Here is a 21920-nt window from a genome sequence, read left to right as displayed (position 1 = left end):
CACTGTTTTGGGTTATATGGTCAAGTGACTAAGCGTGCACGGTGGATGCCTAGGCAGTCAGAGGCGATGAAGGACGTTGTAGCCTGCGATAAGGTTCGGGGAGTCGGCAAACAGACTTTGATCCGGACATTTCCGAATGGGGAAACCCACCCGTCATAAGGCGGGTATCTTGACCTGAATACATAGGGTCAAGAGGCGAACCCGGGGAACTGAAACATCTAAGTACCCGGAGGAAAAGAAATCAACCGAGATTCCCTCAGTAGCGGCGAGCGAACGGGGATTAGCCCTTAAGCGTTTTGAGTTTTAGCGGAACACTCTGGAAAGTGTGGCCATAGTGGGTGATAGCCCCGTACGCGAAAAGGCTCTTAATGTGAAAACGAGTAGGACGGGGCACGTGAAACCTTGTCTGAACATGGGGGGACCATCCTCCAAGGCTAAATACTCCTGACTGACCGATAGTGAACCAGTACCGTGAGGGAAAGGCGAAAAGAACCCCTGTGAGGGGAGTGAAATAGACCCTGAAACCGTGTACGTACAAGCAGTGGGGGCGGTCCTTGAGACCGTGACTGCGTACCTTTTGTATAATGGGTCAGCGACTTAATTTCAGTAGCAAGCTTAACCGTATAGGGGAGGCGTAGGGAAACCGAGTCTTAATAGGGCGTCAAGTTGCTGGGATTAGACCCGAAACCGAGCGATCTACCCATGGGCAGGTTGAAGGTTGAGTAACATCAACTGGAGGACCGAACACACGTATGTTGAAAAATGCGGTGATGACCTGTGGGTCGGAGTGAAAGGCTAATCAAGCTCGGAGATAGCTGGTTCTCCTCGAAAGCTATTTAGGTAGCGCCTCGTGTCTCACCTTGGGGGGTAGAGCACTGTTTCGGCTAGGGGGTCATCCCGACTTACCAACCCGATGCAAACTCCGAATACCCAAGAGTGCAATCACGGGAGACAGACGGCGGGTGCTAACGTCCGTCGTCAAAAGGGAAACAACCCAGACCGTCAGCTAAGGTCCCAAAGTTACAGTTAAGTGGGAAACGATGTGGGAAGGCTTAGACAGCTAGGAGGTTGGCTTAGAAGCAGCCACCCTTTAAAGAAAGCGTAATAGCTCACTAGTCGAGTCGGCCCGCGCGGAAGATTTAACGGGGCTCAAACTGTACACCGAAGCTACGGATGCCACTTTGTGGCATGGTAGAGGAGCGTTCTGTAAGCCGTTGAAGCGGAAGCTGTAAGGCACCGTGGAGGTATCAGAAGTGCGAATGCTGACATGAGTAACGATAAAGGGTGTGAAAAACACCCTCGCCGGAAGACCAAGGGTTCCTGTCCAATGCTAATCAGGGCAGGGTGAGTCGGCCCCTAAGGCGAGGCAGAAATGCGTAGTCGATGGGAAGCAGGTTAATATTCCTGCACCTCAGATAAGTGCGATGGGGGGACGGAGAAGGTTAGGCTAGCGCGGCGTTGGTTGTCCGCGTTTAAGGATGTAGGTTTGGATCTTAGGTAAATCCGGGATCCTTTAAGACTGAGATCTGATGACGAGCTCTCTTTTGAGCGAAGTAGTCGATACCATGCTTCCAGGAAAATCCTCTAAGCTTCAGCTTATTTGAGACCGTACCCCAAACCGACACAGGTGGTCAGGTAGAGAATACCAAGGCGCTTGAGAGAACTCGGGTGAAGGAACTAGGCAAAATGGTACCGTAACTTCGGGAGAAGGTACGCCGGTTTTGGTGATGGGACTTGCTCCCTAAGCTGAGGCTGGTCGAAGTGAAATGGTGGCTGCAACTGTTTATTAAAAACACAGCACTCTGCAAACACGAAAGTGGACGTATAGGGTGTGACGCCTGCCCGGTGCTTGAAGGTTAATTGATGGGGTTAGCTTAGGCGAAGCTCTTGATCGAAGCCCAAGTAAACGGCGGCCGTAACTATAACGGTCCTAAGGTAGCGAAATTCCTTGTCGGGTAAGTTCCGACCTGCACGAATGGCGTAATGATGGCCACACTGTCTCCACCCGAGACTCAGTGAAATTGAACTCGCTGTTAAGATGCAGCGTACCCGCGGCTAGACGGAAAGACCCCGTGAACCTTTACTACAGCTTCACACTGAACTCTGAACCTACTTGTGTAGGATAGCTGGGAGGCTTTGAAACGTGGACGCCAGTTTGCGTGGAGCCAATCTTGAAATACCAGCCTGGTATGTTTGGGGTTCTAACCCAGACCCGTTATCCGGGTCGGGGACAGTGTGTGGTGGGTAGTTTGACTGGGGCGGTCTCCTCCCAAAGCGTAACGGAGGAGCACGAAGGTACCCTCAGCATGGTCGGAAATCATGCAATGAGTGCAAAGGCATAAGGGTGCTTGACTGCGAGACAGACACGTCGAGCAGGTACGAAAGTAGGTCTTAGTGATCCGGTGGTTCTGTATGGAAGGGCCATCGCTCAACGGATAAAAGGTACTCCGGGGATAACAGGCTGATACCGCCCAAGAGTTCACATCGACGGCGGTGTTTGGCACCTCGATGTCGGCTCATCACATCCTGGGGCTGAAGCCGGTCCCAAGGGTATGGCTGTTCGCCATTTAAAGTGGTACGCGAGCTGGGTTTAGAACGTCGTGAGACAGTTCGGTCCCTATCTGCCGTGGGCGTTTGATACTTGAGAAGAGCTGCTCCTAGTACGAGAGGACCGGAGTGGACGAACCTCTGGTGTTCGGGTTGTGTCGCCAGACGCATTGCCCGGTAGCTACGTTCGGACGGGATAACCGCTGAAAGCATCTAAGCGGGAAGCCTCCTTCAAGATAAGGTATCACCAGGGCCTCGAGCCCTCTGAAGAGCCGTTCAAGACCAGGACGTTGATAGGCTGGGTGTGTAAGCGTTGTGAGGCGTTGAGCTAACCAGTACTAATTGCTCGTGCGGCTTGACCATATAACGCCAAAGCGGTGTTAGGTTGGCACTGATACGAAACAAGCTAGATATAAACGATCGACACGTTGAACTGATTCAAAGAGACTTCAATTAAGTTCACAGAAAATTGCTCCTGCATTTTCTGCACTTCCGCCATCCATGGCGGGCGGATTCACTTACCTTTTTTGCTTGGCGACCATAGCGATTTGGAACCACCTGACCCCATCCCGAACTCAGCAGTGAAACGAATCAGCGCCGATGGTAGTGTGGGGCTTCCCCATGTGAGAGTAGGTCATCGCCAAGCGCTTAATACGAGAAACCCCTAGCACGCTGTGCTAGGGGTTTTTTCGTCTTAGCGGCTTCCGACGCTACGCGCCGGGAAGCCCAGCGCGTATCGGTTGGCTGCTTGTTCTCTACGTCTTCAAGTTAACGACGGAGTGCGCTACGTCCCTGTAGCTTCGTCCACTCGGACATCCATGTCCTCGCGCGAAACGCTAGCAATGTTCGGCCGCATTGCTTGAGGCGCGCTTCGCCCCCATGTGAGTGCTCAGCCCACCTGATACGCATAACGCCTTCAACGCCACGCACTGATAGCCCGACCTGTAATACGAGAAAACCCGGCATGCTGTACTGGTTTTTCGTTTCTAAACATCTACCTACTGCTCTTAAAACCATTACTAGCTACCAGGAGTGGCATTTCTAAACTCCAGGTCGCATCAACAACAGTTCTTTGACCCGAGCTGATCAATACTAGTAAGCAGACAATTTTGACCGACAGAGTCTGCTTATGAGCGCCGAACACGACTTTTCTCCTTGGCTGGATTGGATTGACGACCAACAGCAGCGCATGCTGGATGACACGATCCGGCTAGCGTTGGTTAACTCCGGCTCCTACAACGTCGATGGGGTCAATGAAGTGGCCCGGATGCTCGACCAGATCAGTGCCGATCTGGGTGGTACACGGGAGTACATCGATGTGGCACCGCAGCTGGTGGTGAATGCCGACGGAGAGACGATCGAGCAACCGCTGGGTCAGGCGCTATCGATCCGAAAACGACCCGACGCACCGATTCAGGTATTTCTGTGCGGTCACCTGGATACGGTTTTTGCCATCGATCATCCGTTCCAGCAGGTCGAATGGCTGGATGAAGACACCATCAATGGCCCTGGTGTGGCGGATCTGAAGGGTGGTCTGGTGTTGATGTTTACGGCGTTGGCAGCGCTTGAGCGGACACCTTGGGCCGACCGTATCGGCTGGGAGGTGTTGCTCAATCCCGATGAGGAGATCGGCTCGCCCGGCTCGGCCCCACTACTGAAGCAGGCTGCTCTGCGGCATCAATTGGGCTTGATCTACGAACCTAGCTTCCCGGACGGCAATCTGGCCGGCGAGCGCAAAGGCAGCGGTAACTTTAGTGTCGTGGTTAAGGGGCGCGCGGCCCATGCCGGTCGTGAGCATCACCTTGGCCGTAATGCGATCCGGGCCCTGTGCGATTTTATCAGTGCTCTGGATGACCTGAACGGTCAGCGTACCGGCGTCACCATCAACCCGGGACAGATTCAGGGTGGTGGTGCGGTCAACGTGGTGCCGGATACCGCCGTGGCGCGCTTCAATATTCGCTTGGAGCAGCCCAATGACGAAGACTGGTGTCTGGAACATATCAACAAACTACGGGACTGGATCAATGCCCGTGATGGCATCTCCATCGAACTTCACGGCGGCTTTGGCCGCAAACCCAAGCTGCTGACCCCGGCCAATCAACGCCTGTTCGAGCTGGTGCGCGAATGTGGCGAATCCCTGGATATGAAACTGAAATGGTTGCCGACCGGGGGCTGTTGCGACGGCAATAACCTGGCGGCAGCGGGCCTGCCCAATGTCGATACACTGGGTGTCCAGGGTGGCAAGATTCATAGCAGTGACGAGTTCTGCAAAGTCAGCAGCCTGGCACAACGGGCCAAGCTGAGTGCGCTGCTGTTGATGAAACTGGCGACCAGCGATGATCTCAGCTGGCTGGAGCGACGCTGATGCGACTCGTACGTCCAATCACCTTTGCCGACCTGCAGGCGTTGGAGCAACTGGCCGTGGTTGCCGGCGGCAGCATGTCGACCCTGCCGGCCAACCGGGATCATCTGTCGGAGATGATCGCCCGCACTCAGCAATCGTTGCGCGCCGACGTTGATCAACCCGGTGAGCAGAGCTACCACTTTGTGCTGGAAGAGACCGATACCGGCGAGATCCTCGGCGTCAGCGGCATCGATGCGGCCGTGGGGCTCGATACGCCGTTCTACAGCTATCGGATCGAACAGCTGGTCCATGCCTCCAGTGATCTGCAGATCCATAACCGGATTCCGGCCCTGCACCTGTGTCAGGACTACACCGGTGCCAGTCGCTTGTGCAGCCTGTTCCTGGCTCCCGAGCACCGCAACAGCGACAACCTCAACCTGCTGTCGCGGGCCCGGATGCTGTTTATGGCCTGCCATCGGCAGCGATTTGCCGACAAGACCCTGGTCGAACTGCAGGGCATCGTCGATGGCGCCAACAAGTCACCGTTTTGGGAGGCGATCGGGCGCCATTTCTTCAGCATGGACTTTTCCCGCGCCAACTATCTGACCGGTATCCAGTCCAAGAGCTTTATCGCTGACCTGATGCCCCACTATCCGGTCTATATCCCGCTACTGCCGGACGAGGCCCAACAGGTTATTGCCGCCCCCCGGCCCGACATCGTACCGGTGGTGGAACTGCTGGAGGCCGAAGGTTTCCGCCATCGCGGCTATGTCGACATCTTTGATGCGGGACCGACCCTGGAGCTGGCCACCGATCAGATCAAGACCCTGGAGCAGAGCCGCCCCCAAGCGTTTGAAAGCCTGGCGGCCTCCGATGCCGATCTGCCTGCGGCGCTGCTCTGCAATCAACAGCTGGCCGGCTTTCGCTGTGTGATGACAACGGCGCCGGTGCCCCGTGATGAGCTTGAAACGCGAATTGTTGCGCCGTTGCAACTCAGCCCCGGTGATGAGCTTCGGCTGCAGCTTTTGGCCCCGTAGTTCAAACAACCGCGACAAATTAACCACGCGATCGGTCGGATTCAACGATGTCGGCGGATCGCAGAATTAGGATGCTAAGGAATAACCCCCAATGATGCTGATCAGACCGATCCAAGCTTCCGACTGGGAAGGGCTTTGGGCCCTGTCCCATAAGACCGGCCCCGGTTTTACCACCCTGCAGCCGGATGAGCCGGCGGTTCGTCGCAAACTCGACTGGGCGCTGGAATCCTTCGCGGCCGATAAGCCGCTGAAAGAAGCGCTGTACCTGTTTGTGCTGGAAGACACTGATACCGGCGCGATTGCCGGTATCAGTGGGATCGAATCGGCGGTCGGGCTGCAGGATCCCTGGTACAACTACCGGGTCGGCACCCTGGTTCACGCTTCCCAGGGCTTGAATGTCTACAACCCGATCAAGACCCTGACCCTGAGCAACGACCATACCGGTCAGTCCGAGGTCTGCACCCTGTTTCTGGACCCGGAATTCCGTCGTGACGGCAACGGCGGGCTGCTGTCGAAGTCGCGCTTTATGTTTATGGCCGAGTTCCCCCATTGCTTTACCGACAACGTTATCGCCGAGATGCGCGGTTACTCCGACAGCAATGGCGTGTCGCCGTTCTGGGAAGGGCTTGGGCGTCATTTCTTCTCGATCGATTTTGCCCAGGCGGACCAGCTATCGGGTCAGAACAAGGTCTTTATCGCCGAGCTGATGCCGAAAAACCCGATCTACACCAACATGTTGCCCGACGATGCCCGCGCAGCGATCGGGCAGACCCACGACAACACCACCCCGGCCCGTCGCTTGCTGGAAAGCGAAGGGTTCCGCTACAGCGGCTATATCGACATCTTCGACGGTGGCCCGCTGCTGGAAACCCGGGTCCAGGATATCCGTATCGTGCGCGAGAGCCGCTACTGCAAGGTCCGAATCGGTGAACCCGACGGCGGCTCGGAGCGCTATCTGCTGGCCAACAGCCGCCTGCGTGATTTCCGCTGCTGTGCCGCTAATGCCAGCCTGCTCGGCAACCATATCGTCACCATTTCGGCCGACATGGCCAAGGTGCTCAACGTTCAAGACGGCGACAGTCTGCGGGTTGTGCCGATGTCCGCCAGAAGGAGTTTCTAATGTCTGCATCCCTGTTTATCGATGGCGTTTGGCTCGACGGCGAAGGCGCCGCGCTCGAATCCCTCAACCCGGCCGAAGCCACGCCGATCTGGCACGGCCACTGTGCTAGCAAAACCCAGGTCGATCAGGCGGTCTGGGCGGCACGACGGGCTTTCCCGAAGTGGTCGGCATTGCCGCAGACTGCCCGGATCGAACAGGTCCGCGCCTACGCGGAACTGCTCAAAGCCAGCGCCGAGGAGCTGGCCCGGTTGATCGCCGAAGAGACCGGCAAGCCGCTGTGGGAGACCCGCACCGAAGCCGCCGCGATGGCCGGCAAGATCGAGATCTCGATCAAGGCACTGGAGCAGCGCACCGGTACCCACGAATCCGAAGTCGCCGGTGCTACCGCGATGCTGCGACACAAGCCCCATGGTGTGGTGGCGGTCTTCGGTCCCTATAACTTCCCCGGACATCTGCCCAACGGCCATATCGTCCCGGCGTTGCTGGCGGGGAACTGCGTGGTGCTCAAACCCAGTGAGCTGACCCCGGCGGTGGCCGAAAAGATGGTCCAGCTATGGCAACAGGCCGGACTGCCCAACGGCGTATTGAATCTGGTCCAGGGTGAGAAGGAGACCGGTATCGCGCTGGCCAGCCACGCCCAGATCGACGGCCTGTTCTTCACCGGCAGCTCCGACACCGGGGCGATGCTACACCGCCAGTTCGGTGGTCAGCCCGGCAAGATCCTGGCGCTGGAGATGGGCGGCAACAACCCGCTGATCGTCGACGAGGTGGAGGACCTGAAAGCTGCGGTTCACGATACCCTGCAGTCGGCCTTTATCACCGCCGGCCAGCGCTGCACCTGCGCCCGTCGTCTGCTGGTGCCCAAGGGCGAGGCCGGGGATCGCTTTGTCGAGGCCTTGATTGACGCGATCGGTAAGATCCGGGTCGGCCGTTTCGATGCCGAGCCGCAGCCCTTTATCGGCTCGCTGATCAGTGAGGCCGCCGCCGATCGGATCGTCGAGGCACAAGCCAGCCTGCAGCAGTTGGGCGGCACCCCGCTGGTGACGCTGGCCAAGCTCGAGCCGGGCACTGGACTGTTGTCACCGGGCCTGATCGACGTCACCGCGATCGCCGAACTGCCGGATCAGGAGTACTTCGGCCCACTGCTGCAACTGATCCGTTACGACAGTTTTGAGCAGGCGATCGAGCTGGCCAACGCCACCCGCTTCGGCCTGTCCGCCGGGATTCTGAGCGACAGCCGCGCCAAGTACGAGCAGTTCCTGCGTGCCAGCCGTGCCGGCATCGTCAACTGGAACAAACAGCTGACCGGCGCCAGCAGCGCCGCTCCCTTCGGTGGCATCGGCGCCAGCGGCAACCACCGTCCGAGCGCTTACTACGCCGCCGACTACTGCGCCTACCCGGTTGCCAGTCTGGAGTCAGACCGGGTCAGCCTGCCGGCGAATTTGGCGCCGGGATTGGAGCTGTAACGCGACCCGGCATCGCCAAGATCGTCACGGGCGAATAACAAGAGTCGTCGATTCGCAGGATTTATCGGTGGATGCCCTCCACCCCGCGGATCGCAATAGAGGTAGTGCATTGATGAAAGCCTTTGAAGCCAATTTTGACGGGCTGGTTGGCCCGACCCACAACTATGCCGGGTTGTCGTTCGGCAATATCGCCTCCGAGGGCAACCAGGATCGGGCCGCAAACCCGAAACTGGCGGCCCGGCAGGGGTTGGCGAAGATGAAGGCGCTGCACGACCGCGGCTTTGTTCAGGGTGTGTTGGCGCCGCAGGAGCGCCCCGACATCCATACCCTGCGCCGGATCGGCTTTTCCGGCAGCGATGCCCAGGTGCTGGCCCAGGCGGCGAAAAAGGCACCGCGGATCCTGGCGGCCTGCTGTTCGGCATCGAGTATGTGGACCGCCAACGCCGCCACGGTTTCACCCAGTGCCGACGCCCACGACGGTCGGGTTCATTTCACTCCGGCCAACCTGACCAACAAGTTCCACCGTTCGATCGAGCACAACACCACCGGGCGGATTCTGGCCGCGACCTTCCCGTCCCAGCGTCACTTCAAGCACCACCCGGCCTTGCCGGGGGTTGAGCACTTCGGCGACGAAGGGGCGGCCAACCATACCCGCCTGTGCGGCAGCTATGGCGAGCAGGGGATCGAGTTCTTTGTCTACGGCCGTCATGCCTTCGACGAAACCCAACCCCGTCCTAGCCGCTATCCGGCTCGTCAGACCCTGGAAGCGTCCCAGGCGATCGTGCGTTCGCACCAGCTCAACAGCGCCGGGGTGGTGTTCGCACAGCAGAACCCGTCGGTGATCGATCAGGGTGTGTTCCACAATGATGTGATCGCGGTCGGTAACGGCAACCTGCTGCTATGCCACGAGCAGGCGTTTCTGAATCAGACCGAGGTCAAGGCGCGGCTGCAGCGACAGTTTGAGATCCAGACCAACGGCCAGCGCAAGCTGCATATCGTCGAGATCAACAGCGAGCAACTCAGTGTCGACGAAGCGGTGCGCTGCTATCTGTTCAACTCCCAGCTGCTGAGCCTGGATGACGAGCGGATGCTGATCGTGGTGCCGGAGGAGTGTCGTGACAATCCCAAGGTTTGGAGCCTGCTGGAGCAGATCAAAGCGGCCGACAACCCGATCAGCGAAGTGGTCGTGTTCGATCTGAAGCAGAGCATGAGTAACGGCGGCGGCCCGGCCTGCCTGCGGTTGCGGGTGGTGCTGAATGAAGCCGAACTGGCAGCGACCAACCAGGCGACGCTGATGAGCGATGCGCTCTATGCGCGGCTGAACCGCTGGGTCGACAAACACTACCGTGACCGGCTGCTACCGGCGGATCTGGCCGACCCGCAGCTGCTGATGGAATCGCGAACCGCACTGAACGAGCTGACCGAGATCCTGCAGTTGGGATCGGTCTATCCGTTCCAGCGCTGAGCGGGCCAAGCAAATCCTACTCGTTCGGAACCGTTGCAAAGAATAAGGAAAACCAATGCAAAACCGTGCCGAGATCGTCGAAACGAATTTCCTTAACCGCGTGGCTGCTGGCGATCTGCCGGATCCGGCCAATCCCGTCACCCTGGACCAGGCCGGTCTGGGCCGCGAGAAACTGATTGAGCTGTTTGAGACCCAGCTGCTCAGTCGTCATCTGGATCTGTGCTCGCGCAAGTTGCAGGCCCGGGGGGAGTCGTTCTACACCATCGGCAGTGCCGGCCATGAGGGCAACGCGGCGCTGGCCGCCGCCTTCCGTCAGGATGACATGGCGTTCCTGCATTATCGCGATGCGGCCTTTCTGATCCAGCGGGCACGGCAGACCCCCGGTGAGACACCGCTGTGGGACATGCTGTTGAGTTTTGCCGCCTCCAGTGAGGACCCGATCTCCGGCGGCCGTCACAAGGTGCTCGGCAGCAAGTCACTGTTCGTGCCGCCCCAGACCAGCACCATCGCCTCGCATCTGCCCAAGGCGGTTGGTGCCGCCTATTCGATTCCGCTGGCCAAGCGGATGGGGCACGACGGCGAGCTGGATCACGACGGCCTGGTGCTGTGCAGCTTCGGCGATGCCTCGGCCAACCACAGTACCGCCCAGGGGGCGATCAACACCGCCTGCTGGACCAGTTATCAGGGGGTTCCGCTGCCGCTGGTGTTTATCTGCGAAGACAACGGTATCGGTATCTCCACCAGCACCCCGAACGGCTGGATCCACGCCGCCTTCAGCCAGCGTCCGGGGCTGCATTATCTGTATGCCGATGGCTTGAACCTGCTCGACAGCTACCGGGCCGCCCGTGAAGCCGAGAGGCTGGCGAGACGGTTCCGACAGCCGGTGTTTCTGCACTTGCGCACAGTGCGACTGTTGGGCCATGCCGGTTCCGATGCCGAGGTGGCCTACCGGCGTCGCGACCAGATTGAAGCGGTGGAAGCCCAGGATCCGCTGCTGCACTCGGCCCGGTTGCTGATCGAGCAGGCCGGGTTGCGACCGGGTCAGCTGGTGGATCTGTACCGGGAGACCGCCGAGCGGGTTGCCCGGGTGGCCGAGCTGGCGATCCAGCGTCCCAAGCTCGACAGCAGTGCGGCGGTGATGGCCAGCTTGATTCCGCCGAGCCGCCAGCCGAAGCCGGGTAATCCGGTCGATCAGACGCTGAGGGAGCAGCGCTTCGGGCGTGAAATCCGGATGATGGAGCAGCCGCAGCACCTGGCCCGACTGCTCAACTGGGCGCTGGCCGATCTGATGCTCGAACACGACGAGATCCTGATGATGGGCGAGGATATCGGCCCCAAGGGTGGGGTCTATAACGTCACCAGCAAACTCAGCGAAAAGTTCGGTCAGCACCGGGTGATCAACACCCTGCTGGACGAGCAGAGCATTCTGGGGCTGGCGATCGGGGCGGCCCACAACGGCTTCGTGCCGATCCCGGAGATTCAATTCCTGGCCTACGTCCACAATGCCGAAGATCAGGTCCGTGGTGAGGCGGCGACGCTGAGTTTCTTCTCCAACGGCCAGTACACCAACCCGATGGTGATCCGGATCGCCGGGCTGGGCTACCAGAAAGGCTTCGGCGGCCATTTCCACAACGACAACAGTCTCAATGTGTTCCGTGATATTCCCGGCCTGGTGCTGGTCTGCCCCAGCAACGGCAGCGATGCGGTCGAGATGATGCGCGAAGCGGTGCGGTTGGCCCGCGAAGAGCAGCGTATCGTGGTGTTTATCGAACCGATCGCCCTCTATATGACCCGTGATCTGCACGAGCCCGACGACGGCCTGTGGACCAGTCACTACCGCCCACCCGAGCAAGCACAGCCGATTGCGTTGGGACAGCTTCACCAGCACGGAGAGGGGCGCCAGCTGGCGATCCTGAGCTACGGCAACGGTTACTACTTGAGTTTGCAGGCCGCTCGGGCATTGGAGCAACGGGGAGTTGAGTTGCGGGTGATCGATCTGCGCTGGCTGATGCCGTTGAACGAGGCGGCGATCCTCGAGGCGGTGGCCGAGTGTGAGCATCTGCTGATCGTCGATGAGTGCCGCACCACCGGCTCGCTGGGAGAGCAGTTGGTCAGTCTGGTTAGCGAAAAGCTGCCATCACCGCCGAAACTGCAGCGACTCAGTGCCGACGACAGCTTTATTCCGCTAGGCCGGGCGGCCACGATTACGCTGCCGTCGAAGCAAACCATAGAGCAGGCAGCCCTGAATCTGATGGGATTGGAACCTAGTTCTGGGGCAAAGCCGGGAGCCTCATCATGAGCAGTAAACTGAAAACCCTGGTGATCTGCCCCGGGCGCGGCACCTACAACGCCACCGAGCTGGGCTACTTGCAGCGTTACCACGCCGATAAGCCAGCGCTATTGGCGGCCCTGGACCAGCAGCGCCAGGCACTGGGTCAACCCCGGCTCAGCGAGCTGGATGGGGTTGAGCGCTACAGCATGACCCAGCACAGCCGCGGAGATAACGCCTCGGCACTGATCTGGGCCTGCGCCTACGCCGATTTTCTGTCGATCGACCGGGACCGTTACGAGATCTGTGCCCTGACCGGCAACTCCATGGGCTGGTATATCGCCCTGGGCTGCAGTGGTGCGCTTGGTGCGGTTAATGCGATGGGCGTCGATGCAGAGGGACCAGCGCAGGCGTTCGAACTGATCAACGGCATGGGCACCCTGATGCACCAGTCATTGTCGGGTGGGCAGTTGATCTACCCGGAGGTGGATTCGGACTGGCGGCCGATTCCGGGGCGGTCCGAACAGCTGGATACGCTGACCGAGCAGATCAATTCCGAATCCGGCTGCGAACTCTACCTGTCGATCCGACTGGGTGGTCTGCGGGTGTTCGGCGGCAACGAAGCGGCGTTGAAACGTTTGCAGGGCGAACTGACACCGGAGCAAGACCGCTACCCGATGCGGCTCTACAACCATGCCGCCTTCCATACCCCGCTGATGCAGGACAATGCGGCCCAAGGTCGACAGCAGTTCCCGCCGGATCGGCTCCAGTCTCCTACGATTTCGCTGGTCGATGGCCGTGGCGGTTGCTGGTCGCCGTTATCGAGCAACACTGAGGCGCTGTGGCGCTACACCCTCGATCATCAGGTGGTGCAGCCCTACGACTTCACCGCCGCGATACAGGTGGCGGTGCGAGAATATGCCCCTGAGCGGATCGTGCTGCTTGGCCCCGGCGCCACCCTCGGCGGCGCGGTGGCTCAGAGTCTGATTCAGATCGGTTGGAACGGTTGGCGTAGCAAGCAGGATTTTATCGAGTCCCAGCAGCGCGAGCCTTACCTGCTGTCGATGGGAATAGAATCACAGCGGGCTTTCGTGGTTTAGGGGTGATTTAGTGGGTTAGCCCTCACTAAACCGCAAGGGCTCTGGAACCGGATTGGTATGCGGCGGTTTAGGCCACCGCGCTCTGGGCCTGACTCTGGCCCTGGCGGCTTTCGAGGAAGCGAACAGCGTCTCCTTCCTGCAGCTGCAGCGCTTCGGCCGTAGCGGCTTCCAGCTGTAGTCGGCCGTCGGCCAGCAACCGGGCCGGGGCCTGGACCAGCCGGAACTGCTCCAACTGGCCGTTGCTGAGCATCATCTCGGTGGCCGCGGTCAGCGGACCTCGGCTGATGCTGATCGGTGCAGTGCGGCTGTCGCGCACGCTGTGAACTTCGCTGATCTGGGCATGGATCGACGGGCCGCCGTCGAACAGGTCAACATAGCCGTCGAACTCAAACCCTTCCTTGAGCAGCATATTCATCGCCGGTGCCGAGCTCGGGTGGGGCTTGCCGATCACGGCACGGGCGCTGTCGGGGAGCAGCTCCAGATGGATCGGATGGCGCGGCATCATATCGGTAATAAACTGCGGGCCTTTCAGTGCTACGGCCTCGACCGCCTGCTGAAATTCGATCCCGAAGAACTTGCTGCCCAGGTGCTGCCACAGCGGCGACTGGCCCTGCTCGTCCTGCCATCCCCGCAGCTCGGCCATCACCCGGTCACCAAAGCGAGTGGGGAAGTCGGCCATCAGTAGGAATCGACCACGGGACAGAAAACGCCCGACGCCAGGCTGGCGCGCTTCTGGCAGCAGGAACAGCGATCCGACTTCGGTGGAACCGGTGTAATCGTTGACCAGATTCAGCACCTGAGCTTTGCGGGTCAATGCCAGATCTCGGGAGCGGGTCACCAGCGTCGACAGTTTGTAGGAGTAGAAGGGTTTCTCCAGACCGATGCCGGTATAGACCGCGGTGGTACCGACCACTCGGCCACTGTTGGGATCCTCCAGCACCATAAAGTAGCTATGGGAAGCAGGCTTTGAGGGATCGGTAGTCAGGCTGAAAGCGTTCTGACTGGCTTCGATCTTGGCCAGCCAGGCGGTTTCGTCGGCAGGCATCGACGTCATCCCGGCGCCGGTGGCGCGGGACAAACTCAGCAGATCGGCAAGATCGGAATGTTGGCAAGGTCGGATGATCAGCATGTGCTTCCCCTCAAGCAGTGGCTGCTGAAGACTCCAGCAGAACCGACTCGGCACCCCATGGCGTCGTTGAAACCGGGCTCAATATGCTCATTTACACCCGGTAAACTGCGCTATTTCGCCCGCTTTCGCCTAACCCTGGCGCACCGATCCAGCTCTGCAGAAGCCTTCGAAATATTTTTCATAATGCTCAATAGTTTACCGGTAGCGTCGGAAAATGAGCTGCCGAATAGCACCGCCGTCGCACGATAAAATACGAAAAATAGACATCATGCCGAATAAAATTCGGCAGGCTTGAAAAGTAAAGAATCCGGGTCCAAACTTACAGATCCAACCTCATGGGCTTGTTGTTAAAGGGCTGTCTATCGGCTTGTTACAAGTCAATCGATCAACCTCCTGAAGAACTCCCCCTTTCGATGTCACTGGATAGAATCAATCGCAAGATTATTTCGACGCTTCAGCGTGAGGCGCGGATCACCAATCAAGAGCTGGCCGAACGGGTCGGCTTGTCTCCCAGCTCCTGCCTGAACCGGGTCAAAAAACTGGAGCAGCAGGGCCTGATCGGTCCGTATTTGAGCGTGCTGAATCTGCCGGCGCTGTGCCGCAGCGTCACCGTGATCGCTACCGTCAGCTTGAAGGACCAGAGCACCGAGGCATTCCGGCAGTTCCAGCAACAGGCCGGTGAGATCGAGGAAGTGGTGGAGTGCTACACCGTCAGCGGCAGCTTCGACCTGTTCCTGAAGGTGGTGGCCGCCGATATGGGACGCTACAACGCCATCAACGACCGCCTGCTCGACCTGCTGCCCGGCAAGGTCAATATCAGTAGCCATGTGGTACTGAACGAGGATAAGCCGTTTCGAGGTTATCCGTTGGGGGAGTTGTTGGATTAGGGTTACTGAAACGAAGAAGCGTTATTTATTGCTGTCTCAATCTAATCATCTCAAGGAAGGGAAAATGTATTTTCTAGTGACAACACACAAGTACCCTCAGTTTTACGTTGATAATTTAGATGGCCCTATCGAAGTAGAAACAATCGGCTATGTATTCAGAAAAGAAGAAAAAGAGCCCAGAGGGAAAGGGGTAGTGGAGACTAGCTTTCCTATGATTCGTGATGAAATGCAGGCGATCTCCGAGCTGTACAATCACGGGGTGACAGGCTTTAAAACGAAGAAAGATGCCAAGAAGAAGGCTGCTGAATTAGGTCTCTCTACATGGAAATACCTAGAACTCGGATAAGTTAACCGCTGCTCAATAGCTTGATCAAGGCTTATGCAAGCTCGACCGCTGCGGCGCCAGCTGGGGCGTTTCGGTCAGTCGTTTACGCTCTTCGCGGGGGGTGAGGCCGAAGTGGCTGCGAAAGGCGGTGCTGAAATGGGAGGCGCTGCTGAAGCCGCAGGCCAGCGCTACCTGCAGGATCGGCTTGTCGCTCTGTTGCAGCAGTTGGCGGGCCCGCTCCATCCGCAGCTGCAGGTAGAATTTGGACGGCACCGTCTGCAGGTGTTTCTTAAACAGCCGCTCCAGATGCCGCCGTGAAACGGCCACGTGATGGGCCAGGTCGTCGGTACTGAGCGGCTCCTCGATATTGGCTTCCATCAGGGTCACCGCCTCGATCAGTTTTGGCTGATTGGCGCCGATCCGGTGCTTCAGCGGGATCCGCTGGCTGTCTTCGGCGCTGCGGATCCGCTCGCAAACGAACTGCTCGGAGATCGAGGCGGCCAGCTCTGAGCCGTGCTTCAGCCCTATCAGAAACAGCATCATGTCCATCGCCGCGGTGCCGCCGCTACAGGTGTAGCGGCCTCCGTCGACCTCGAACAGGCTGTTGGTGATGTGGGTCTGGGGGAACTCTTCGCGCAGTTGGGCCAGGTCCCACCAGTGGATGGTGGCTTTGTAGCCGTCCAGCAAGCCGGCGCAGGCGAGCAGGTAGGAGCCGGTACCGATACCGCCGAACGCCATCGATCGCTGGGATTGGCGCCGCAGCCAGGCCAACACCTCTTCGTTGCCGGTACGTGCAATCGGGCTGGCACCGCAGACGAACAGCACGTCCAGATCGTCGCACTGCTCCAGACCCCGGTCGACTGCGGTCTGGACCCCGCTGGAGCTGATCACCGGATCGCCGTCACGGCTGATCAGGCAGCTCTCATAGAGCGTCTCCCCACGAATCCAATTGGCCATCTGCAGCGCCTCGATCGCCGACGAGAAGGCGATCAGCGAGTAGTTGGGCAGCAGCAGAAAACCGAACCGCATCGGCGCGGTGTCGGTCGACTTAGCGTTGCTGGCAGGCACGTTGGAGGCTGGCATCCGGTTGGGGGTACCCGTTGTTATTGTTGTCGAGACCATCGGCGAACTGGGTTCGGCGCAGTGTAGATTGCGAATATTTTACATCTGGCCACTTTTTGCAACATTTTGGCAGCGGTTTAAAAGTCCAGGTCGCTTTGGCGCAATTCCACCTCTGGGCCTGGCCCTTGTGGTTGACGCATAATCAAGGCTCAATCGCAGGCTTCTATGCACTTTCTGCATTTATAGCGTTCGATCAGATTCATCAGTAAGGAACAGGCCATGTCAGAGCTTCAGGTAAACCGTAGTACATTCGATCAGGTAATGGTCCCCAATTATGCGCCCCAGGCGGTGATTCCGGTGCGCGGTGAAGGCTCGCGACTCTGGGATCAGGAAGGCAACGAGTACATCGATTTTGCCGGCGGTATCGCCGTGAATGCGCTGGGCCACTGCCACCCGACTCTGGTTGAAGTTTTGAAGACGCAGACCGACAAACTCTGGCACCTGAGCAACGTCTACACCAACGAGCCGGCCCTGCGCCTGGCCAGCAAGCTGACCGAAAAGACCTTTGCCGAGCGGGTGTTCTTCTGCAACTCCGGCGCCGAAGCCAACGAAGCCGCCTTCAAAATGGTGCGCAAGTACGCCTACGACAACTTCGGTGCCCACAAGCATCGCATTATCAGCTTCAGCCAGTCGTTCCACGGCCGTACCCTGTTTACCGTCAGCGTTGGTGGTCAGCCCAAATACCGTGAAGGCTTTGAGCCGGTTCCGGGTGGTATTGATCATGTGCCCTACAACGACCTGGCGGCACTGGAAGCGGCGATGGACGACAGCGTCTGTGCGGTGGTGATGGAGCCGATTTTGGGCGAAGGTGGAGTGATCCCGGCCGATGCCGAATTCGCTCGTGGCGTGCGCGAGCTGTGCGATCGTCATAATGCGCTGCTGGTGTTCGATGAGATCCAGACCGGCGTTGGCCGGACCGGCGAACTGTTTGCCTACCAGGGCTTAGGGGTAACACCGGATGTGCTGACCAGCGCCAAGGCGTTGGGTGGCGGCTTCCCGATCGGTGCCATGCTGACCACCGCCAAAGCCGCCGAAAGCCTGGGCTTCGGCACCCACGGCAGCACTTATGGCGGTAACCCGCTGGCCTGCGCCGTGGCTGAAGCAGTCGTCGATCTGATCGATACCCCGGACGTATTGGCCGGGGTTGGCCACCGTCACCAGTTGTTCGTCGAGCAGCTGGAAGCGATCAACAGCAAGCACAGTATCTTCACCGACATTCGCGGCAGTGGCCTGCTGATCGGTGCCGAGCTGACCGAAGAATGGCACGGCAAAGGCGCCCAGTTCCTGGCCGCCGCCCGTGAAGAAGGACTGATGCTGCTGGTGGCTGGACCTAAGGTGCTACGGATGACGCCGTCGCTGATTATCGATGAGGCGGATATTCTGGAAGGGATGGCGAAACTGGAGCGGGCCATCGCTAAGGTGTTGGCGGAAGGCTAATCCTGCGTTAGTTGTTAAGGGGCTGTTTTATCAGCCCCTTTTTTCTTTTCGGCAAAGATGGCGGTAAGGCTGATTATCTTTGCTTGCTGAGCGTCCTTGTTGCGCTCTTCCCGAGCGCGTTCATTTCTTTTGCCCGCGCAAAAGAAACCGAACCAAAGAAAAAGCGCCCCGCTTGCTTGGTCGGCTTCGCCGACTTCGTTGCGCGTTGAACGGCCCGATGGGCTACGACGGAAACTCGCTCGCTACGCTCTCTCAGACAGCCGTCTTCGCTGATCCATCGACCCGCTCAATGCTCACCGGCGCAAAAGGGGAGTGGGAGTTAATCCTGAGATGATGTGGTGTTGGCTTGCACGGCCTCTACCGCCCTTGACGCAGCCGAGCACTGAATAGGCAAACGGAAAAGTGACGATGGTTGTTTGAGGCCGCAGGCCGAGTTTCCATCGGAGCCCGTTTTCCTATTCAGCGCGCAGGGAAGCCCGGAGGGCCAAGTCATCGGGCAAAGCATTTTTTGGTTCGTTTTTGTTGCAACAAAAATGAACGCGCTCGGGGGAGCGCAATGTAACCGTTCCTTTCACTCGGAAATCCAGAACAACCCCCTTGATCGAAACAGGCCACATCAGATTATCCGCCGTATATCCTCCTTGACCCGTCCGATTACCGGCTGCACCGACCCACTGTCCTCCCCCGACACCTCATCGGACTCAACCGGTTCCGCCCAGACCAGAAACCGTAACGGCCCCCCCGGCTGCCAGTTCTCAAATGGGTAACAGGTCACCAGTAACAACCCATCCCGATCCGGATCCAGACTGATGCCACCATCACGGCTGTCGACCACCCGGCGCTCGCTGACCCGATAACGCCGTTCGCCGGTTCGGCTCTGCAACCGAATCTCCATCGATTCGCGTAGCTGCGGCATAAAATCGAAATGGGTGTCGCGGTGGCCGCTGATCAGGGTCACACCGGGCTCGCCGATGTCGCGACCGGCATGGCTTAGCCCAGGGCCGAAGGCGAGGGTGCGGCCGCTGTCGCCGTCGAGCACGATCTGATCGATCTGCAGCGACGGGATCTGGAGTCGGCCGCGAGCATAGGTATCGGCCCAGGGCCAGGGCTTGATCGGTTGGGCGTTAGGATCGGCCTGCATCGTGGTCCAGCTGTGATCGAGCAGTTGCTGGGCCAGCCAGGCCTTGGCCCAGATCCAGCCGCCGCTGCCAAGCTGCCAGCCACCGGCCAGCAGCAGGGCGATCAGGCCCCATCGATTTCTCAGCAGGCGGATCAGCATGGCAGAGCCTCGTTGGAGCTGTGGCGACGACCTTGCTGGCGCTGCTGAAACAGGGCCAGCAGTAGCGCGGCGAGCAGCAGCGCCAGTCCGATCAGTATCTGGCGTTGGGCCGGGGTGGCGGTTTTGGCCATGCCGAAGATCTTCTGGTGGCTGATGCCTTTGGCTAGTTCGGTTTTCTCGACCTGGGTTTTCAGCGAAGACTGGCTGGGTCGAGCCGGGGTCTTGTCCACCGCCACCAGACTGGTGAATTTGGACACCAGCTGGTGGGCCAGGGCGGTGTCGACGATCTGTTGGCGAAGCTGCCGGCGCGGTTCGCCGGGAGCGGCGCGGCGGTGTTGGTCCATCAGCTCGGCGATCCGGGCCCGACCCCAGAGCACCGGTACCGCCGGGTTGTTGCCGTTGGATTGCAGCTGGATTGTCTGTTGCCAGTGTTGATCGCCGATACGGCCGCTGAGTTGCAGTTGCTTCGGAGGCTGGTCGGCTCGGTAGCTCAGAATCAGCGGCTCGCCCCGGTACAGATCCGGAATCCTTGCCGGGTAGCTTTGCAGCGCTTGGTCCGCGTCCAGCTTCAGGTCGGTCAGCAGCGGGGCGCGCAGTTTGTCCAACAGCGTTGTCATCTTCTGTTCCACCTCATGGCTGGCGCCGATATAGGTGAAGGTGCCGCGCCCGAGCTGGGCCGCCTTGGTCATAAAGTGGCTGTTGGGGGCCGAGCCGATGCCGATGGTGAACAGTCGGCGCTGCCCCAGCTGCTGCTCGATCAGGTTGAACAGCGCGTCTTCATTGCCGACCGCGCCGTCGGTGATAAACAGCACCTGCTCGACATAACCCGGCTGGGGCGATTGTGACAGGGCCTGCCGGATCGCGCCGGCCATTTCGGTACCGCCGTTGGCTTCGACCCCGGCCACCAGTCGTCGCGCCTTGGAGCGGTAGTGATCGTTTGCCGGTTGGGGCTGGTTGAACAGCGCGTAGCTGCTGTTGTTGAACAGGATCAGATTGAAGCGATCCTGCGAGCTCAGGTCGTCGATTGCCCGCAGCAGGCTCTGGCGCGCCTGGGCAATGGAATCGCCGTGCATCGAGCCGGAGATATCCAGGATCAGGGTGACCGCCCGGGGTAGCGGCTGCTCGGCGTTGGCAGTTGGGGGAACCAGCATCAACAGGCCGTAATGCTGATCGCCCTGTTGGTGGGACAGCAGCGCGGCCTGAGGGGCCTGACTCGGTGTCGGGGTCCAGACCAACTCGAAATCGCGGTCGGCTTTTACCTGGGTGTCGGACAAGCGAATCTTGGCCTCGGTCGGACCGAGGCTTTCCAGCTCGATCCCGTGGTAACTGCTGCGGACTTTTGCCAATTCAAAACCGGCATTGAGATGAGCGCTGATCCGGACCCGGTTGGGTAGCGACTGGCCGGGATCGGCTACCGGCGGGGTGATCAGCGGGGCATCGGGCACCTGATCGGTCGGTGCGGCCCAGCCGAAACCGTCGCCATTGAGCTGAATCGGTGCGGACTCGGACAGCTGGGGCAGATCGCCGTGATGATCGTCGTCGGGGTTCATCGGTGACAGCGGCTGCCCGGGGATGTAACGCGGTAGGATCACCATCGGAAAGCGCAGCCGGAAGTCACCGCTGTCGTAGCGGGCCTGTTGCTGGTACTCGATCTCGATGGTGATGGTTTCACCGGGGCCAATATTGGCTACCGACGTGGTGAAGATATTCGGTCGTTGCTGCTCGATCAGGCTGGTTCGCTGGCCGCTCTGCTTGGCCTGCTGATAGGTTTTGCGGGCCTGCTGGCGCTCCTGAATTTCGCCTTCGATCAATCGCTCGCCGATCCGCATTCGCAATCGATCCACGGCGGCCTGTTCCGGCAGCGGGTAGCTGTAAACACCTTCGACCCAGTCGCTGCCATCGTTGCGGAAGGTCTGGCTGACCCGGGTCCGTACCAGCAGTCCGGCGATCTCAAAATGCACCTTGGTCTGCTGCAGCAACGCCGGCTGGCGGCTGCCTGACTCGCCGATCAGTTCCAGTCGAGCCGTTTCGGTCGCTCGATTGTCAGCCTCCAGCGGGCTGGTGATCGCCGCCGCCCAGCCGGACAGCAGCCACAGCAGCAGTGTCAGGGCTGGTTTAATCCTTAGCATGACGCTGCCCTCCGGTTGATTTGGCTGCAGTGCCCGGGTGTCGGCGAACCCGCGGTGGGGCGTGCAGGATCCGGTAATCGGGGTGATAGGGCACCAGCCGATAGCGGCCAAGCTCTTCGGCGTTGAGTTGTGGATCGTCACTGATCGGAACGAAGTAAGGCATGTCGGGCAACCTCGGCGATGTTTGGGGGAGGTTTGCATTACAGCAGTGCCGGGGTGACAGGTATGGGAGCGGGGGTGGAGAGAAAATGGAGTAAAAAGGGA

15 protein-coding genes and 2 rRNA genes are annotated in these 21920 nt (G+C 59.5%); 12 read left to right on the top strand and 5 right to left on the bottom strand.

Annotated features, from left to right (window positions below; translation table 11 throughout):
- Positions 1-18: 18 nt before the first annotated feature.
- The 9 genes from ACO05M_RS02710 (at position 19) to ACO05M_RS02670 (ending at position 13348) form a co-directional block, all read left to right on the top strand.
- Positions 19-2910, top strand: a 23S ribosomal RNA gene (locus ACO05M_RS02710).
- 167 nt (positions 2911-3077) lie between these two features.
- Positions 3078-3193, top strand: a 5S ribosomal RNA gene (rrf, locus tag ACO05M_RS02705).
- A 483-nt stretch (positions 3194-3676) separates the two neighbouring features.
- Positions 3677-4912, top strand: coding sequence for a hydrolase (locus ACO05M_RS02700; protein ID WP_421867424.1), 1236 nt, complete (start codon positions 3677-3679; stop codon positions 4910-4912).
- Positions 4912-5928, top strand: coding sequence for an arginine N-succinyltransferase (locus ACO05M_RS02695; protein WP_421867421.1), 1017 nt, complete (start codon positions 4912-4914; stop codon positions 5926-5928). The genes ACO05M_RS02700 and ACO05M_RS02695 overlap by 1 nt, the downstream gene beginning before the upstream one ends.
- Positions 5929-6019: 91 nt before the next feature.
- On the top strand, positions 6020-7048 hold the full coding sequence (gene astA / locus ACO05M_RS02690) for an arginine N-succinyltransferase (RefSeq protein WP_421867419.1): 1029 nt from the start codon (positions 6020-6022) through the stop codon (positions 7046-7048).
- The gene (gene astD, locus ACO05M_RS02685; RefSeq protein ID WP_421867417.1) at positions 7048-8514 is read left to right on the top strand and encodes a succinylglutamate-semialdehyde dehydrogenase; all 1467 of its coding nucleotides are present in this window, start codon (positions 7048-7050) and stop codon (positions 8512-8514) included. The genes astA and astD overlap by 1 nt, the downstream gene beginning before the upstream one ends.
- A gap of 112 nt (positions 8515-8626) precedes the next feature.
- Positions 8627-9979: an N-succinylarginine dihydrolase gene (gene astB / locus ACO05M_RS02680; protein WP_421867414.1), complete on the top strand. Its 1353-nt coding sequence runs from the start codon at positions 8627-8629 to the stop codon at positions 9977-9979.
- A gap of 55 nt (positions 9980-10034) precedes the next feature.
- Positions 10035-12278 carry a dehydrogenase E1 component subunit alpha/beta gene (locus tag ACO05M_RS02675; protein ID WP_421867411.1) on the top strand — a complete coding sequence of 748 codons (2244 nt, stop codon included), beginning with the start codon at positions 10035-10037 and terminating at the stop codon, positions 12276-12278.
- Complete coding sequence (locus ACO05M_RS02670) at positions 12275-13348, top strand: ACP S-malonyltransferase (RefSeq protein ID WP_421867409.1); 1074 nt, start codon at positions 12275-12277, stop codon at positions 13346-13348. Before ACO05M_RS02675 ends, ACO05M_RS02670 begins: the two co-directional genes overlap by 4 nt.
- Positions 13349-13415: 67 nt before the next feature.
- Here ACO05M_RS02670 and ACO05M_RS02665 read toward each other — a convergent pair whose 3' ends face one another.
- Positions 13416-14477 carry an arginine N-succinyltransferase gene (locus ACO05M_RS02665; protein WP_421867405.1) on the bottom strand — a complete coding sequence of 354 codons (1062 nt, stop codon included), beginning with the start codon at positions 14475-14477 and terminating at the stop codon, positions 13416-13418.
- Between the two features lie 413 nt (positions 14478-14890).
- On the opposite strand from ACO05M_RS02665, the gene ACO05M_RS02660 reads away from it, so the two are divergent.
- Both ACO05M_RS02660 and ACO05M_RS02655 read left to right on the top strand, forming a co-directional pair.
- Entirely contained in the window at positions 14891-15364 is a 474-nt protein-coding gene (locus ACO05M_RS02660; protein WP_421867402.1) for an Lrp/AsnC family transcriptional regulator, read from the top strand.
- 64 nt (positions 15365-15428) lie between these two features.
- On the top strand, positions 15429-15710 hold the full coding sequence (locus ACO05M_RS02655; protein WP_421867400.1) for a hypothetical protein: 282 nt from the start codon (positions 15429-15431) through the stop codon (positions 15708-15710).
- A gap of 24 nt (positions 15711-15734) precedes the next feature.
- On the opposite strand, the gene ACO05M_RS02650 is transcribed toward ACO05M_RS02655, so the two are convergent.
- Positions 15735-16772 (bottom strand): GlxA family transcriptional regulator, encoded by a 1038-nt coding sequence (locus ACO05M_RS02650; RefSeq protein WP_421867398.1) that lies wholly within the window; start codon positions 16770-16772, stop codon positions 15735-15737.
- A 258-nt stretch (positions 16773-17030) separates the two neighbouring features.
- Between ACO05M_RS02650 and ACO05M_RS02645 the strand changes: the two genes are divergently transcribed.
- Complete coding sequence (locus tag ACO05M_RS02645; protein WP_421867396.1) at positions 17031-18248, top strand: aspartate aminotransferase family protein; 1218 nt, start codon at positions 17031-17033, stop codon at positions 18246-18248.
- A 616-nt stretch (positions 18249-18864) separates the two neighbouring features.
- Here the strand turns inward: ACO05M_RS02645 and ACO05M_RS02640 are convergent.
- Genes ACO05M_RS02640 through ACO05M_RS02630 form a run of 3 tightly spaced genes read right to left on the bottom strand, consistent with a single transcriptional unit; the run spans position 18865 to position 21819 of the window.
- A complete protein-coding gene (locus ACO05M_RS02640) occupies positions 18865-19527 on the bottom strand; it encodes a class GN sortase (protein WP_421867393.1) in 663 nt (220 codons plus the stop codon).
- Positions 19521-21656 (bottom strand): marine proteobacterial sortase target protein, encoded by a 2136-nt coding sequence (locus ACO05M_RS02635; protein ID WP_421867390.1) that lies wholly within the window; start codon positions 21654-21656, stop codon positions 19521-19523. Before ACO05M_RS02635 ends, ACO05M_RS02640 begins: the two co-directional genes overlap by 7 nt.
- On the bottom strand, positions 21643-21819 hold the full coding sequence (locus tag ACO05M_RS02630) for a hypothetical protein (RefSeq protein WP_421867387.1): 177 nt from the start codon (positions 21817-21819) through the stop codon (positions 21643-21645). The genes ACO05M_RS02635 and ACO05M_RS02630 overlap by 14 nt, the downstream gene beginning before the upstream one ends.
- Positions 21820-21920: the final 101 nt, after the last annotated feature.

The organism is Motiliproteus sp., assembly GCF_965230735.1.
Classification (GTDB): domain Bacteria; phylum Pseudomonadota; class Gammaproteobacteria; order Pseudomonadales; family Balneatricaceae; genus Motiliproteus.
This window is presented reverse-complemented; position numbering and strand designations above follow the sequence as displayed.

What these genes read in the sequence shown, in the direction of transcription:
- ACO05M_RS02695 (WP_421867421.1), top strand. Translation starts at nt 4,912, where the DNA reads ATGCGACTCGTACGTCCAATCACCTTTGCCGACCTGCAGGCGTTGGAG.
- ACO05M_RS02660 (WP_421867402.1), top strand. Translation starts at nt 14,891, where the DNA reads ATGTCACTGGATAGAATCAATCGCAAGATTATTTCGACGCTTCAGCGT.
- ACO05M_RS02645 (WP_421867396.1), top strand. Translation starts at nt 17,031, where the DNA reads ATGTCAGAGCTTCAGGTAAACCGTAGTACATTCGATCAGGTAATGGTC.
- ACO05M_RS02640 (WP_421867393.1), bottom strand. Translation starts at nt 19,527, where the DNA reads ATGCTGATCCGCCTGCTGAGAAATCGATGGGGCCTGATCGCCCTGCTG.
- ACO05M_RS02650 (WP_421867398.1), bottom strand. Translation starts at nt 16,772, where the DNA reads ATGCCAGCCTCCAACGTGCCTGCCAGCAACGCTAAGTCGACCGACACC.
- ACO05M_RS02665 (WP_421867405.1), bottom strand. Translation starts at nt 14,477, where the DNA reads ATGCTGATCATCCGACCTTGCCAACATTCCGATCTTGCCGATCTGCTG.
- ACO05M_RS02630 (WP_421867387.1), bottom strand. Translation starts at nt 21,819, where the DNA reads ATGCCTTACTTCGTTCCGATCAGTGACGATCCACAACTCAACGCCGAA.
- astB (WP_421867414.1), top strand. Translation starts at nt 8,627, where the DNA reads ATGAAAGCCTTTGAAGCCAATTTTGACGGGCTGGTTGGCCCGACCCAC.
- astD (WP_421867417.1), top strand. Translation starts at nt 7,048, where the DNA reads ATGTCTGCATCCCTGTTTATCGATGGCGTTTGGCTCGACGGCGAAGGC.
- ACO05M_RS02675 (WP_421867411.1), top strand. Translation starts at nt 10,035, where the DNA reads ATGCAAAACCGTGCCGAGATCGTCGAAACGAATTTCCTTAACCGCGTG.
- astA (WP_421867419.1), top strand. Translation starts at nt 6,020, where the DNA reads ATGATGCTGATCAGACCGATCCAAGCTTCCGACTGGGAAGGGCTTTGG.
- ACO05M_RS02670 (WP_421867409.1), top strand. Translation starts at nt 12,275, where the DNA reads ATGAGCAGTAAACTGAAAACCCTGGTGATCTGCCCCGGGCGCGGCACC.
- ACO05M_RS02700 (WP_421867424.1), top strand. Translation starts at nt 3,677, where the DNA reads ATGAGCGCCGAACACGACTTTTCTCCTTGGCTGGATTGGATTGACGAC.
- ACO05M_RS02635 (WP_421867390.1), bottom strand. Translation starts at nt 21,656, where the DNA reads ATGCTAAGGATTAAACCAGCCCTGACACTGCTGCTGTGGCTGCTGTCC.
- ACO05M_RS02655 (WP_421867400.1), top strand. Translation starts at nt 15,429, where the DNA reads ATGTATTTTCTAGTGACAACACACAAGTACCCTCAGTTTTACGTTGAT.